The 13,837-nt window shown below is 68.1% G+C and carries 16 protein-coding genes and 1 pseudogene; 11 read left to right on the top strand and 6 right to left on the bottom strand.

The annotated features are described in order from the left end of the window. Positions 1-9: 9 nt before the first annotated feature. Entirely contained in the window at positions 10-1,092 is a 1,083-nt protein-coding gene (gene dprA / locus GQR91_RS03790; protein WP_149681222.1) for a DNA-processing protein DprA, read from the bottom strand. Next, on the bottom strand, positions 1,085-1,693 hold the full coding sequence (gene plsY / locus GQR91_RS03785; protein WP_240313384.1) for a glycerol-3-phosphate 1-O-acyltransferase PlsY: 609 nt from the start codon (positions 1,691-1,693) through the stop codon (positions 1,085-1,087). The genes dprA and plsY overlap by 8 nt, the downstream gene beginning before the upstream one ends. A 117-nt stretch (positions 1,694-1,810) precedes the next feature. On the opposite strand from plsY, the gene murI reads away from it, so the two are divergent. Both murI and hemA read left to right on the top strand, forming a co-directional pair. Further along, positions 1,811-2,608 (top strand): glutamate racemase, encoded by a 798-nt coding sequence (murI, locus tag GQR91_RS03780; protein WP_149681220.1) that lies wholly within the window; start codon positions 1,811-1,813, stop codon positions 2,606-2,608. Between the two features lie 250 nt (positions 2,609-2,858). Then, entirely contained in the window at positions 2,859-4,100 is a 1,242-nt protein-coding gene (hemA, locus tag GQR91_RS03775) for a 5-aminolevulinate synthase (protein WP_112381546.1), read from the top strand. A gap of 191 nt (positions 4,101-4,291) precedes the next feature. On the opposite strand, the gene GQR91_RS03770 is transcribed toward hemA, so the two are convergent. From GQR91_RS03770 to GQR91_RS03760, 3 genes are read right to left on the bottom strand one after another with little or no spacing between them, the layout of a single operon-like run. Then, positions 4,292-4,729, bottom strand: a complete 438-nt coding sequence (locus tag GQR91_RS03770; protein WP_112381545.1) for a DUF3429 domain-containing protein — start codon at positions 4,727-4,729, stop codon at positions 4,292-4,294. Then, entirely contained in the window at positions 4,729-5,283 is a 555-nt protein-coding gene (locus GQR91_RS03765; protein WP_149681219.1) for a Uma2 family endonuclease, read from the bottom strand. The genes GQR91_RS03770 and GQR91_RS03765 overlap by 1 nt, the downstream gene beginning before the upstream one ends. Positions 5,284-5,294: 11 nt before the next feature. After that, positions 5,295-5,780: a hypothetical protein gene (locus GQR91_RS03760; RefSeq protein WP_149681218.1), complete on the bottom strand. Its 486-nt coding sequence runs from the start codon at positions 5,778-5,780 to the stop codon at positions 5,295-5,297. A gap of 123 nt (positions 5,781-5,903) precedes the next feature. Here GQR91_RS03760 and rpiB point away from each other — a divergent pair, with 123 nt between their 5' ends. The 6 genes and pseudogenes from rpiB to GQR91_RS19470 all read left to right on the top strand — a co-directional run bounded on the left by rpiB (position 5,904) and on the right by GQR91_RS19470 (position 9,706). After that, positions 5,904-6,341, top strand: a complete 438-nt coding sequence (gene rpiB / locus GQR91_RS03755; protein WP_112381542.1) for a ribose 5-phosphate isomerase B — start codon at positions 5,904-5,906, stop codon at positions 6,339-6,341. Beyond that, positions 6,338-7,648 (top strand): serine hydroxymethyltransferase, encoded by a 1,311-nt coding sequence (glyA, locus tag GQR91_RS03750; RefSeq protein ID WP_149681217.1) that lies wholly within the window; start codon positions 6,338-6,340, stop codon positions 7,646-7,648. Before rpiB ends, glyA begins: the two co-directional genes overlap by 4 nt. Before the next feature lie 4 nt (positions 7,649-7,652). Continuing rightward, positions 7,653-7,844, top strand: a complete 192-nt coding sequence (locus GQR91_RS03745; RefSeq protein ID WP_112381540.1) for a hypothetical protein — start codon at positions 7,653-7,655, stop codon at positions 7,842-7,844. Positions 7,845-7,853: 9 nt separating this feature from the next. Then, complete coding sequence (gene nrdR / locus GQR91_RS03740) at positions 7,854-8,318, top strand: transcriptional regulator NrdR (protein ID WP_112381539.1); 465 nt, start codon at positions 7,854-7,856, stop codon at positions 8,316-8,318. Positions 8,319-8,578: 260 nt separating this feature from the next. After that, positions 8,579-8,828: pseudogene (locus GQR91_RS19475) on the top strand (GIY-YIG nuclease family protein); the annotation flags it as partial. Positions 8,829-8,977: 149 nt separating this feature from the next. Then, a complete protein-coding gene (locus GQR91_RS19470) occupies positions 8,978-9,706 on the top strand; it encodes an RNA methyltransferase (protein ID WP_235903857.1) in 729 nt (242 codons plus the stop codon). Between the two features lie 200 nt (positions 9,707-9,906). Here the strand turns inward: GQR91_RS19470 and GQR91_RS03730 are convergent, their stop codons facing one another. Beyond that, the gene (locus GQR91_RS03730) at positions 9,907-10,209 is read right to left on the bottom strand and encodes a chorismate mutase (RefSeq protein ID WP_149681216.1); all 303 of its coding nucleotides are present in this window, start codon (positions 10,207-10,209) and stop codon (positions 9,907-9,909) included. 191 nt (positions 10,210-10,400) lie between these two features. Between GQR91_RS03730 and rpsD the strand changes: the two genes are divergently transcribed. The 3 genes from rpsD (at position 10,401) to GQR91_RS03715 (ending at position 13,753) form a co-directional block, all read left to right on the top strand. Then, a complete protein-coding gene (rpsD, locus tag GQR91_RS03725) occupies positions 10,401-11,015 on the top strand; it encodes a 30S ribosomal protein S4 (protein ID WP_149681215.1) in 615 nt (204 codons plus the stop codon). 132 nt (positions 11,016-11,147) lie between these two features. After that, positions 11,148-12,785 (top strand): M28 family peptidase, encoded by a 1,638-nt coding sequence (locus GQR91_RS03720; RefSeq protein WP_149681214.1) that lies wholly within the window; start codon positions 11,148-11,150, stop codon positions 12,783-12,785. Further along, complete coding sequence (locus GQR91_RS03715) at positions 12,782-13,753, top strand: agmatine deiminase family protein (protein WP_149681213.1); 972 nt, start codon at positions 12,782-12,784, stop codon at positions 13,751-13,753. The genes GQR91_RS03720 and GQR91_RS03715 overlap by 4 nt, the downstream gene beginning before the upstream one ends. Positions 13,754-13,837: the final 84 nt, after the last annotated feature.

Raw genomic sequence — 13,837 nt, 5'->3', positions numbered from 1 at the left:
GAGGGCGTTTTAGAGTTGCAGGCTGACGCGGGCGCCGGCGTGGCGTTCCAGGCGGCCGGCGAGTTCCAGTTCGAGCAGCACCGTCTGGACGATGGCGGGGGCCGCGTTCGCCTGGCGGATGAGTTCGTCGATCGCGACGGGGACGGGGCCGAGCAGCGCGGTGACGGCGCGGCGGTCGGCGTCGCTGGCGTCCTGCGGGGGCGGGCCGGTGTAGCGGCTGGTGGGTGCCTCCACCATGCGGGGGTCGAGGGGGCGGATCTGTTCGAGGATGTCGGCGGCGGACTGGATGAGGATGGCGCCGTCGCGGATCAGGAGGTTGCAGCCTTGCGCGCGGGGGTCGAGGGGGCTGCCGGGGACGGCCATGACGTCGCGGCCCATCTCGGTAGCGAGGCGGGCAGTGATGAGCGAGCCGGACTTCGGCGCGGCCTCCACGACGACGGTGCCGGTGGCGAGGCCGGCGATGATGCGGTTGCGCGAGGGGAAGTGGCGGGCGCGCGGCTCGGTGCCGGGGGGCTGTTCGGCCAGAAGGAGCCCGCGGGTGGCAACCGCCTGTTGCAGGTCGGCATTTTCGGGCGGGAAGGCGATGTCGATGCCGCTGGCGATGACACCCACGGTGCCGGTGTCGATGCTGCCGGCATGAGCGGCGGTGTCGATGCCGCGGGCGAGGCCGGAGACGATCGTGACACCCTCCTGCCCCAGGGCGAGCGCCAGTTGGCGCGCGAAGCGGCAGGCGGCGGCCGACGCGTTGCGCGCGCCGACGATCGCGACGCAGGGGCGGCGCGCGAGCGACAGGTCGCCGCGGACGATGAGCGCGGGCGGCGCGGTGTCGATATGGGCGAGCAGGCGCGGATAATCTGGGTCGCCGAGGAAGAGGTGGCGCGCGCCGAGCCGGTGGACCTCCGCGATCTCGCGCTCGACCTGCGCCAGCGGGGGCGGGGCGGGGGCGGCACCCCCGCCGCGGCGGGCAAGGGTGGGAAGCGCGTCGAGCGCGGCCTGCGCGGTGCCGAAGCGGGCGATCAGCTGCGCATAGGTGACCGGGCCGATGCCGGCGGTGCGGATGAGGCGAAGGCGGGCCCCGACCTCGTCAGCCACGCGCGCGGCGGCCGATGCGCGGCTCCGTTCCGGCGAGCAGGCGCTCGATATTGGCGCCGTGCTTCCACACGACGATGAGCGCGAGCGCGATCAGCAGCATGACCAGATCGAAGCGACCGAAGATGGCGGCCGCGACCGGCGCGCTGATCGCCGCCGCCATGCCGGCCACCGCGGAGATGCGCAGCGTGGCGAGCAGGCCGAGCCAGACACAGGCGAAGACGAGGCCGATCGGCCAGTGGAGCGCGAGCACGACGCCCATCAGCGTCGCCACGCCCTTGCCCCCGCGAAAGCGCAGCCAGACCGGATAGCAATGGCCGATGAACGCGGCGGCGGCGGCGAGCGGCGCGTCACCGGGCGAGACATGCGCGACGATCGCGACGGCCGCGAACCCCTTGACGAGATCGAGCAGCAGCGTGGCGGCGGCCAGCCCCTTGCGGCCGGTGCGCAGCACGTTGGTGGCGCCGATATTGCCCGATCCTATCTGGCGCAGGTCGCCCGCGCCGGCGAGCCGCGTGAGGATGATTCCAAAGGGGATCGACCCCAGCAGGTAGCCGAACAGCAAGGCCAGCACGGGCGGAGCCCAGACGATTTCGGTTGGCAACGATACCTCTCTTCCGATGCCGGAGCATAAGGGGGGCGGTCGGCGCTGTCCAACAACCTCCATCAGAATGGCGGCGATCTTGCCGGGCGGGCGCGCGAGCCGGTAGGAGCGGCGGCCATGAGCGACGCGCGGCCGATCCTGTTCTTCGATTCCGGTGTGGGCGGATTGTCGGTGGTGGCGCCGACGACCGAGCTGCTGCCGCGTGCGCCGATCGTCTATGCGGCGGATTCGGCGGGCTTTCCGTACGGGACGAAAAGCGAGGCGGAAATCGCGGCGCGCGTGCCCGCGCTGCTGGGGCGGCTGGTGGAGCGGTATCGCCCGCGGCTGGTGGTGATCGCGTGCAACACCGCGTCCACCATCGCGCTCCCCGCGGTGCGCGCCGCGCTCGACGTGCCCGTGGTGGGGACGGTGCCGGCGATCAAGCCGGCCGCGGCGATGAGCGAAAGCCGCGTCATCGGCGTGCTGGGCACCGAGGCGACGGTGCGCCAGCCCTATGTCGACGATCTGGCGGCGCGCTTTGCGGGCGACTGCACGGTGCTGCGCCATGGATCGGCGGCGCTGGTGATGCTGGCGGAGGGGGCGCTGGCGGGCGTGGCGCCGTCCCCCGAAGCGGTGGCGGGCGAGTTGCAGGGCTTGTTCGGGCAGCCCGGCGGCGAGCGGATCGATGTGATCGTCAATGCCTGCACGCACTTCCCGCTGCTGGAAGGGGACATGGCGGCGGTGGCGCCGGCGGGGGTGCGCTTCGTGGATGGCGGGCCGGGAATCGCGCGGCGGATCGCCTATCTGACGGACAGGCAGGACTGGCCGGAGGCGCCGGTGGCGGGACGGCTGGTGTTCACCCGACTCGGGGCGCGCGAGCGGGCGATCGCGGCGACGCTGGCGACCCGTGGTTTTCCCGTGGTGGAGGCGCTGTAACGGCGCCTTGTTGAAAACTCGCGAAAGAGCGAGTTTCAAGGCGGTGCCAGCCCGCTCCCCCACCCGGCCACCCATCAAGGATACTGTGTGGGTGGCCGGGTGGGGGAGCGGGCTGGCGCCGTCAAACGCGCCCCGGCGCGTTTCAAACGACCCCTTGGGACAATTTGTCCATGCGATTCGGGGCGGCTCGATCACTGTGGGCGGGTCTATCCGCTGGCCTTGTTAACCGGCGTCGCTTACATGTCGGTTCATGAGCATCGACGGCACGGACGTGCGCGTGGACTATTCGCGCGTTTTTACCCAGGCAATCGACCGGCTGCACGCCGAGGGCCGCTACCGCGTCTTTATCGACATCCTGCGCAACAAGGGCGCGTTCCCCAATGCGCGCTGCTTTGCCGGGCATAACGGGCCCAAGCCGATCACGGTGTGGTGTTCCAACGACTATCTGGCGATGGGGCAGCACCCCAAGGTGATCGCCGCGATGGAGGAAGCGCTGCACGATGTCGGCGCAGGCTCGGGCGGCACGCGCAACATCGGCGGCAACACCCATTACCATGTCGATCTGGAAGGCGAGCTGGCCGACCTGCACGGCAAGGAGGCCGCGCTTCTGTTCACCAGCGGCTATGTCTCGAACGAGGCGACGCTGGCGACGATCGCCAAGATCCTGCCGGGCTGCATCATCTTTTCGGACGAGCTGAACCACGCATCGATGATCGCGGGCATCCGCAATTCGGGGTGCGAGAAGCGGGTGTTCCGCCACAATGACGTGGCGCATCTGGAAGAATTGCTGCGCGAGGCGGATCCGTCGGTCCCCAAGCTGATCGCGTTCGAGAGCGTCTATTCGATGGAGGGCGATGTCGCCCCGATTGCGGCGATCTGCGACCTGGCGGACCGGTACAACGCGCTGACCTATCTGGACGAGGTGCATGCGGTGGGCATGTACGGCGCGCGCGGCGGCGGCATTTCCGAGCGTGACGAGGTGGCGGACCGGCTGACCATCATCGAGGGAACGCTGGGCAAGGCGTTCGGGGTGATGGGCGGATATATCGCGGCGGACCGGATGATCGTGGACGTGATCCGCTCCTATGCGCCGGGGTTCATCTTCACGACCTCGCTGTCGCCGGTGCTGGTTGCGGGCGTGCTGGCCAGCGTGCGGCACCTGAAATCCTCCAGCGTCGAGCGCGAGGGGCAGCAGGCATCCGCCCGGATGCTGAAGGCGATGATGCGCGAGGCCGGCCTGCCGGTGATGCTGGGCGACACGCATATCGTGCCGGTGATGGTGGGCGATCCGGTCAAGGCCAAGAAGATCAGCGATATCCTGCTGGCCGAATACGGCGTCTATGTGCAGCCGATCAATTATCCGACCGTGCCGCGCGGCACCGAGCGGCTGCGCTTCACCCCCGGGCCGGCGCATACGCCGGCGATGATGCGCGAACTGACCGATGCACTGGTGGAGATCTGGGGGCGGCTGGAATTGCGGATGGCGGCCTGATTCTTCTCGGGCTTGAGAGAAGGTTTTCGCGCGGGGGCGCGGAGGTGTTCCACCGAGGGCAATCATACCGCTACATCGTCGGGTCGTGATGATGGGGGTGCGCTTGCGCGCACGAGACACCTCTGCGCCTCCTGCGCGAACATCATTTCTGCTTCGCGTTGCGCGCCCTCTCCCGCTGGGGCGGGATTGGGTCAGCGGGTCAGCAGCGCCATCAAGATCGTCAGGGTGCCGAGGCCGAGCGACAAGGGGATGCGCAGGCCCATCCAGCCGGTGGGCGCCTCACCCGTGGTCGCCAGATGGCGGTCGACCAGCAGGGTCAGGAACACCGCGCTGCCGAGCAGGACCAGTGGCCATGTCGTCGACAGGCGGAAGACGGCAAGCAGGAACAGCGCAAAGGCGACGAGCGAGGGCGTGACCGCAGCGAGCAGCAGCGGCGTTTGCCGCGTTTCGCGACCGAGCGCGAGCGTCCACCACAGGCCGCCCAGGAAGCTGAAGATCAGCGCCGTATAGGCGAAGGTGACGATCGGCCAGGCGGGGTCGGGGATGACGATCTGCGCCAGCACCAGGGCCAGCGGCGGGAGCAGGCCGGAAAAGCCGAGCAGGCGTGCCGGGGCGGAGACATGCGCCATCAGCCGAGCGTGACCTGTCCATCGGTGCCGGGGACGGGCAGCGGCGCACCGAATCGGACGGTGCGGATGTCCGCATAATCGCCGTCGATCGGCTCGGCATGGATGTGGACAACCGCGCGGGCACCATCGACCACCCAATAAGTGGGGATGCCGGCCGCGGCGTAGAGCAGGCGCTTCAGGCTGAGGTCGCGGGCCTGTGTCGTTTCGGATACCTCGACCACCAGCAGCAGCACATCGGGACGGGTGGGTTCCCTGTCGCCCAGCGGACGGTGCGCCAGGGCGGCATCGCATGCGACAATCGTGCTGTCGTCGACCTGCACGCTGGTTTCGGCCAGAACGGTCAGGCTGCTGCCGCGTGCCGCCTGCCACAAGGCGCCGATCACCATGGCCTGCCGGGTGCTGTGACCGCCCAAAGGAGGATTCATCCGTTCCAACTCTCCCGCGACCAGTTCGACCTTCATGCCCTCGAAGGCGCCGGCTTCGCCCATGCGCAGGAACTCCGCCGCGGTGAAGCGGGCGCGGGTGTCGGGGGCAAGGCGGACGGGCAGGTTCACGGGGCGTGATCCTATCGCAGCAGGCGGACGCGGCAATAGCCTTCACCGGGCTTGACCGTCAGGCATTCCTTTTGCCCGGCAAGCCATTTCAGTCCGGTCGCGTCGCCATCGGTGGGGCGCAGCATCAGATCCTCGCCGTTGCGGGTGAAGGCAATACCATCGTCCTTCGCCACGCCGGCGAACTTGCCCTTGTTGTCGAGGTCCCACTGCATCTCCAGCCGGTATTTGCCGGGCGAGGTGCCGTGGCGGACGACGAGGTACATGCCCTCCACCCCCCTGTAGCGGCCGACCAGATCGGCCTGATGCGTCTCGACGCTGTTGCGCGGCGAGCCGGAGAAGGTGGTGGAGTCGCCTGCCGGCGTGCGCGTCTTGGGCTGAACGGTGCCGGACGCGGTGATGTTGGTGGCGGCTTCGTTGTCCGCGGCGGGGCCGGAACAGGCCGCACCGGCACAGACGACGGGGACCAGCAGGGAAAGGGAAAGCAGACGAAGGATCATGGCGAGGCAACCCGTGACGGGGGTGTGCCGTTCCCGGGCATGACTTCGCGGTGGCAATATGCGCGCGGGGGGCGTAAAGGCGCGCGCATTCCATTTTCGCTGTCGCCCGGAGCCTTTCGACCCATGCGCATCGCCATCGCTTCCGATCATGCCGCTGCCGGGTTGAAGGCGGTGTTGGCGGGATGGTTGCGGGAGCGGGGGCATGACGTGATCGACCTGGGGGCCGATGGCAGGGCCAGCGTGGATTATCCGGATTATGGCTATGCGGTGGCCGAGGCGCTGGCCGAGGGACGGGCCGAGCGCGGGGTCGCGCTGTGCGGGTCGGGCGTCGGCATTTCGATCGCCGCCAACCGGCACCCCGCCTGCCGCTGCGCGCTCGTGTCCGAGCCGCTGACCGCCGCCCTGTCGCGCCAGCATAACGACGCCAACGCGATCGCCATGGGCGCGCGCCTGATCGGCGAGGAGATGGCCAAGGCCTGCCTCGACGCTTTCCTGTCCACCCCCTTCGAGGGTGGACGCCACCAGCACCGTGTCGACAAGCTGTCGAAGGAGTTCGCATGAGCACGCAGCCCCAGGATATCGCCGCCGTCCAGCCTGATGGCTTCTTCACCCGCAGCCTGGCCGAGGCGGATGCCGCGGTGTTCGCCGGCGTGCGCCACGAGCTGGAGCGCGAGCAGACGCAGATCGAGCTGATCGCGTCCGAAAACATCGTCTCCAAGGCGGTGATGGAGGCGCAAGGCTCGGTCTTCACCAACAAATATGCCGAGGGTTACCCGGGCAAGCGCTATTACCAGGGCTGCGCGCCGTCCGACGAGGTCGAGCAACTGGCGATCGACCGCGCCAGGCAGCTGTTCGGCTGCGACTTCGTCAACGTACAGCCGCATTCGGGCGCGCAGGCGAACGGCGCCGTCATGCTGGCGCTGGCCAAGCCCGGCGACACGATCATGGGCCTGAGCCTGGATGCCGGCGGCCACCTGACCCACGGCGCGCGCGCCGCGATGTCGGGCAAGTGGTTCAACGCGGTGCAGTACGGCGTCGACCCCGAGACGCACCTGATCGATTACGAGCAGGTCGCCCGCCTGGCGCGCGAGACGAGCCCCAAGATCATCATCGCAGGCGGCTCCGCCTATCCGCGGGTGATCGACTTTGCGAAGTTCCGCGCGATCGCGGACGAGGTCGGTGCGTATTTCATGGTCGACATGGCGCACTTTGCCGGGATCGTCGCGGGCGGGCTGCACCCGACCCCCTTCGGCCATGCGCATGTGGTGACGACGACCACGCACAAGACGCTGCGGGGACCGCGTGGCGGCATGATCATGACCAATGACGAGGCGACCGCCAAGAAGATCAACTCGGCGGTGTTCCCCGGGCTGCAGGGCGGACCGCTGATGCACGTGATCGCGGCCAAGGCGGTGGCCTTTGGCGAGGCGCTGCGCCCCGATTTCAAGACCTACATCGCCGCGGTGGTGGAGAACGCCAAGGTGCTGGCCGCGACGCTGCAGGAGCGTGGCGCGAACCTGGTGGCGGGGGGCACCGATACGCATCTGGCGCTGGTCGACCTGACGCCGCTGGGCATCACCGGCCGCGACGCGGACGAGGCGCTGGAGCGTGCGGGCATCACCTGCAACAAGAACGGCATTCCCAACGACCCGCTGCCCCCGGTCAAGACCAGCGGTATTCGCGTCGGCAGCCCGGCGGGCACGACGCGCGGCTTCGGTCCGGCCGAGTTCCGCGAGATCGGCCACATGGTCGCCGACGTGCTGGACGGATTGAAGGCCAGGGGCGAACATGGGGACCCGGAGGTCGAGGCGGACGTTCGTACCCGCGTGCGCGCCCTTTGCGCACGGTTCCCGATCTATCAGGGGTAAGAGAATGGCCGATTTCGACAACAAGGCACGTCAGGTTCAGGACCGGGTGAAGAACACGCCGGGCCTGGGCAAGAGCATGGCGAAATGGGGTGCGCTGGGCGCCGTGGTGGCGATCCCGATCCCGTTCGTCGGCCCGCTGTTGGGTGCCGCCGCGGGTGCCGGCTATGCCTATATCAAGGCGACGAAGAAGGGCTGACGATCCGCGATGCGCTGCCCCTTTTGCGGCCATGAAGACAGCCAGGTGAAGGACAGCCGCCCCACCGAAGACGGGGCGGCGATCCGGCGCCGGCGGCAGTGCGAGGGGTGCGCAGCGCGGTTCACCACGTTCGAGCGCATTCAATTACGCGAACTGGCGGTGTTGAAGAGCGAGCATCGGCGCGAACCGTTCGATCGCGAAAAGCTGCTCCGATCGATCTCGATCGCGGCGCGCAAGCGGCCGATCGAGCCGGTGCGGCTGGAAAAGCTGGTATCCGGCATCCAGCGGCAACTGGAGACGAGCGGCGACGGCGAGGTGTCGTCCAAGCGGATCGGCGAGATGGTGATGGAAGGGCTGAAGGGCCTCGATTCGGTCGCCTATATCCGGTTTGCGAGCGTGTACCGCGAGTTTGGCGAGGCGAAGGATTTCGAGGCGTTCGCGGGGACTGTGGAAGAGGTGGCGCGGGGGGAGTGAGGGGACTCCAGCATGTCCTCTGCCTTCGATGAACCATCCCCGTTCGTGCTGAGCCCTTCGACTGGCTGGCAAGCCAGCCGCTCAGGATAAACTTCAGTGCTTCGCGCTGAAGTCGAAGCACAGCCACCGACGCTTGGCCTTCGACTTCGGCGCCAGGTGCCGAAGTTTATCCTGAGCTTGTCGAAGGGCTCAGGCCGAACGGATGTTGCGTCTCATTCCATGCACCACGGACCGAGGTGCATGGAGGGTGGAAGCAGCCGATGACCTTTTGGGCATATCTCCTGCGCTGTAGCGATGGCAGCTATTATGCCGGTCATACGGACGATCTGGAGCGGCGTATCGGGCAGCACCAGAGTGGCGACATGCAGGGATATACGCAAAGGCGCCGCCCCGTGAGGCTTGTTTGGTCGCAGGATTTTGCCCGACGTGATGAGGCGCTGGCTGCCGAGCGACAGATAAAGGGCTGGTCGCGGCGCAAAAAGGAAGCGCTGATCGCCGGTGACTGGGCGGACCTGCACGATGCGGCGATCCCGCCGGGGGAGCGTGCCCTTCGACTTCGCTCAGGGCGAACGGCAGGTGGGGCAGACCGCACGGATCTGGAGAATGATGAACGATGACGGACGAACGGTGATGGGGGTGATGAGGACATGGAATTGAACGTGCAGGATAGGACCACCCCGCCCCCCGTCGTCGTGCTGGTGCGGCCGCAGCTGGGCGAGAATATCGGCAAGGCGGCGCGGGCGATGTTGAATTTCGGGCTCCTGGAGATGCGGCTGGTGGCGCCGCGGGACGGGTGGCCCAACCCGGCGGCCGGGCCGGCGGCGTCGGGGGCGGACGTGGTGCTGGAGCAGGCGCGGGTCTATGAGAGCGTGGCGGACGCAGTGGCGGATTGCTCGCAGGTCTATGCCACCACGGTGCGCAAGCGCGGCGTGACCAAGCCCGTCGTGACGCCGGAGGTCGCGGCCGGGGAAATCCATGCCGGGCCGGGACGCTCGGCGATCCTGTTCGGGCCGGAGCGATCGGGGCTGGAAACCGACGATGTGGCGGTGGCGCGGACGATCATCACCGTGCCGATCAACCCCGAATTCGGCAGCCTCAATCTCGCGCAGGCGGTGATCCTGGTGGCGTATGAGTGGTCGAAGGGCGTGGCGCTGGCGCAGCCGCCGGAGACCGAGTTGCCGCCGGTCGCACCGCAGGGCGAGCTGGACGGGATGATCGGACAGCTGGAGGAGATGCTGGAAGGCGTGGGGTATTTCTTCCCGCCCGACCGGGTGCCCGCGACCAAGCGGACGCTGCGCACACTGCTGACCAAGCCGGGCTGGTCGAGCCAGGAGGTGCGGACGCTGCGCGGGGTGTTGTCGACGCTGGCGCGGCCGCGGGGGCGGTAGAGCCGGATGACATGAGGTTGAACACTCTATCCGTTCGTCTCGAGTAGCCGTCGAGTAGCGGCAAAGCCGCGTATCGAGACGGTGTATCGAGAGATGGGTGGGCGCGCGGGGCGGTCTCTCGATACGTCATCTCGATACGCTGCCTGATGGCAGCTACTCGATGACTACTCGAGACGAACGGGGTGCGTGGGTGGAGGCTATCAGCGGCGGTCGAAGGCGGCGAGTTCGTAGGCGATCGAGGCTTCGACCAGCGTTTCCCACAACTCCGCCACGACCTGTTCGGGAACGCCGAGCCGTACCGCCTCGGCACGGGCCTGGTCGATTACCTGGGCCTTGCGCGCCTCGTCTCGGACATGGCCGCGCTCGGGCTTGATGCGGGCGGCGGCGTCCATATAGGCGAAGCGGCGGGCAAGCAGCGCGACCAGATCGCGGTCGAGCTGGTCCACGCCGGCGCGGACCTCCGCCATGGTGGTGCAGTCGGGGCCGGAAAGGATCGTGGTCATGGCCGCGCGCTGTGAAGCGTGGCGGCGGCGGTGTCCATTCTTGACTCTCGGGCGGCCAGCGGCTAGGCGCGCGCCTTCGCAATCGCCCCCGCACCCCGGTGAAGCGGAGGGCCCGCGCGTGTCTGCATCGTCAGGTTCGTACGGCGCGATCTACCGGGAATACCGTTGTTAGCTGTTGCCAAGGAATACACATGTCGAAGCGTCATAGCGCAAAGTACAAGCTCGACCGCCGGATGGGCGAGAACATCTGGGGTCGCCCGAAGAGCCCGGTCAACAAGCGCGAATACGGCCCCGGCCAGCACGGCCAGCGCCGCAAGGGCAAGATGTCGGACTTCGGCATCCAGCTGCGCGCCAAGCAGAAGCTGAAGGGCTATTACGGCGACGTCACCGAGAAGCAGTTCAAGGCGTCGTACATCGAGGCCGCCCGTATGAAAGGCGACACCGGCCAGAACCTGATCGGCCTGCTGGAGCAGCGCCTGGACATGATCGTGTACCGCGCCAAGTTCGCGCCGACGATCTGGGCCGCGCGCCAGCTGGTCAGCCATGGTCACATCCGCGTCAACGGCGTGAAGTGCAACGTCGCGTCGCGCCGCTGCTTCGTCGGCGACGAGATCACGCTGGGTTCCAAGGCGCAGGAAATGGCGCTGGTGATGGAAGCGCAGCAGCTCGCCGAGCGGGAAGTGCCCGATTACGTCGCCGCCGACGGCACCGCCAAGGTGACCTTGGTTCGCGTGCCGACGCTGGACGAGGTGCCCTATCCGGTGAAGATGGAGCCGAACCTGGTCGTCGAGTTCTACTCGCGCTAAGCTTCGGACAATCCGGACGGAATATGGAAGGGCGGTCCCGCTGGGGCCGCCCTTTTCCTTTGGGCGGAGTGCTGGACGCGTACGCGGCGGGTTGGCAAGAAGGGCGCCGATAATCCGATACGGGGGTCCCGCATGCGCCAAGCCATTCTTGCCACGTTGCTTTTGTCCGCCGCCGGGGTGGCGACCGCGCAGACCAAACCGGCGATTTCGGTGGAAACGCTGAAGACGGTGACGCAGACGCTGGCCTCCGACGCCTATGAGGGCCGCGCCCCGACGACGCCGGGCGAGGACAAGACGGTTGCCTATATCGTCGAGCGCTTCAAGGCGGCGGGGCTGAAGCCGGGCAACAAGGGAAGCTGGTTCCAGGACGTGCCGATGGTGGAGATCACCGCCACCGACGTGCAGCCGATGACCTTTACCGGCGGCGCCACGCCGCTGTCGCTGGCGTATCGCACCGACATGGTGGCCGGCACGTACCGCGTGACGCCGGGAATCGCGGTCAAGGACAGCGAGGTCGTCTTCGTCGGATACGGCATCACCGCGCCGGAAAAGGGCTGGGACGATTATGCCGGCGTCGATGTGCGCGGCAAGACGGTGGTGATCCTGGTCAACGATGCCGACTGGCAGGTGCAAGGGCGCGAGGGGCCGTTCGAGGGTCGCGCGATGACCTGGTACGGGCGCTGGCCGTACAAGTTCGAGAATGCCGCCAAACATGGTGCCGCGGCGGCGATCATCGTTCATCAGACCGAGCCGGCGGCCTACCCCTGGGCGGTGGTGCAATCGTCCTGGACGGGGCCGCAACTGGAACTGGACGAAGCGGGCGACCACATGGACCAGAGCCAGGTGATCGGCTGGATCCAGCAGGCCTCCGCTCAGGCGCTGTTCCGCTCGGCGGGCAAGGATCTGGATGCGCTGACCCGGGCGGCGCAGGCCAAGGGGTTCAGGGCGGTGCCGCTGGGCGTCAAGATGTCGACCGGCTTTGCCAACACGATCCGGCGGCAGGCGTCGAAGAACGTCATCGGCGTGCTGCCGGGGACGACCGCACCGGGCGAGACGGTGCTGTATTCGGGGCATTGGGACCATCTGGGCCGCTGCGACGCGGTGGATGGCGACGATATCTGCAATGGCGCGGCCGACAATGCGACGGGGATCGCCGGGCTGGTCGCGCTGGCCGAGGCGCAAGGGAAGGCGGGGCCGGCGAAGCGGTCGATCGCGTTCCTGGCGGTGACGGCGGAGGAAAGCGGGCTGCTCGGCTCGCGCTATTATGCCGAGCATCCGGTCTTTCCGCTGGGCCGGACCGTGGGCGGGGTGAACATGGACGTGCTGAACGTCGTGGGGCCGGTGAAGGACTTCGTGCTGACGGGTGCGGGCAAGTCCGAGATCGAGGACCTTGCCAAGCCCCTCGTCGCCGCGCAGGGCCGCACGATCAGCCCGGAGGCCAATCCGGAGCGGGGCAGCTATTACCGGTCGGACCATTTCTCCTTCGCCAAGCTGGGCGTGCCGATGCTGTCGGGCGGATCGGGGCAGGATCAGGTGGAGGGCGGGGTCGCCGCCGGCCATGCCGCGCGCGAGGATTATGTCGCCAACCGCTACCACAAGCCGTCGGACGAATATGATCCCAACTGGAACTGGGGTGGTGCGATCCAGGACCTGAACGTCTATTACGCGCTCGGCCGCAAGCTGGCGGACGATACGGGCCTGTGGCCCAACTGGTATCCGACCGCCGAATTCCGCGCCATCCGTGACCAGAGCAGGGCAAAGACCAAGTGACCACCACGACACCGCCACCCGCCGAATGGGCACCGCATGCCGCCGTCTGGATCGGCTTTCCCAGCCATGCCGAGCTTTGGCAGGAGGATCTGGAACAGGCGCGAAAGGAAGTCGTCGCCTTTGCCGCCGCCGTTCATGCCGACGGGCGCGGCGAGACGGTGATCCTGGTCGCCGCGGACGGCGAAGCGGCGGAGGCGGCGCGCGCGCTGGCGCCGTTCGCCGAGGTGGTGGTGCAGCCGTTCGGCGACATCTGGCTGCGCGATACCGGGCCGATCCTGTTGGGCGACGGATCGGCGCGGCTGTTCGGCTTCAACGGCTGGGGCGGCAAGTACGACCTGCCCGGCGACGACACGGTCGGCGAGCGGCTGGCCGAGGATCGCGGGCTTGGCGCCACGCGCTGCGACTGGATTTTGGAGGGCGGTGCGATCGACGGCGACGGCACCGGCACGGTGGTGACCACGCGCCAGTGCCTGCTGAACCCCAATCGCAACCCCGAACTGACGCAGGAGGGCATCGAGCGGCGGCTGGCGGACGATCTGGGCCTGACCCGCGTGGTGTGGCTGGGCGACGGGCTGCTCAACGATCATACCGACGGGCATGTCGACAATCTGGCGCGCTTCGTGGGTGCGAATCGCGTGGCGATCCCGGAAGCGTCGGAGAACGACCCCAACTGGCAGGTGTATAACGCTGCACGTCGCGACGCGGCGGCGGCCGGGCTGGAGGTGGTCGCCGTGCCCTCGGCGGGCCGTGTCCTGCGCGACGGGGAGGTGATCCCGGCGAGCTACATGAACTTCTATATCGGCAATGCCGCGGTGGTGGTGCCGGTCTACGGCACCGAGAACGACGCAGCGGGCGTGGTGGCGATCCAGGCTCTTTTCCCGGACCGCGAGGTCGTGGGGTTGCGGGCAGATGCTATTCTGACCGGGGGTGGCAGCTTCCACTGCATCTCGCAGCAGGTGCCTCGCTAAATTTGTTCACGCGAAGACGCGAAGGCGCGAAGAGGTGGCTGCGCTGGCGAGCGGGAGACATGTTTGCTGCGTTGCTGGAGCCAG

Origin of the sequence: Sphingomonas carotinifaciens, assembly GCF_009789535.1 — a bacterium.
Lineage (GTDB): Bacteria > Pseudomonadota > Alphaproteobacteria > Sphingomonadales > Sphingomonadaceae > Sphingomonas > Sphingomonas carotinifaciens.
Note: the sequence above shows the minus strand (reverse complement) of the source record. Positions and strands in the feature narration are given on the sequence as shown.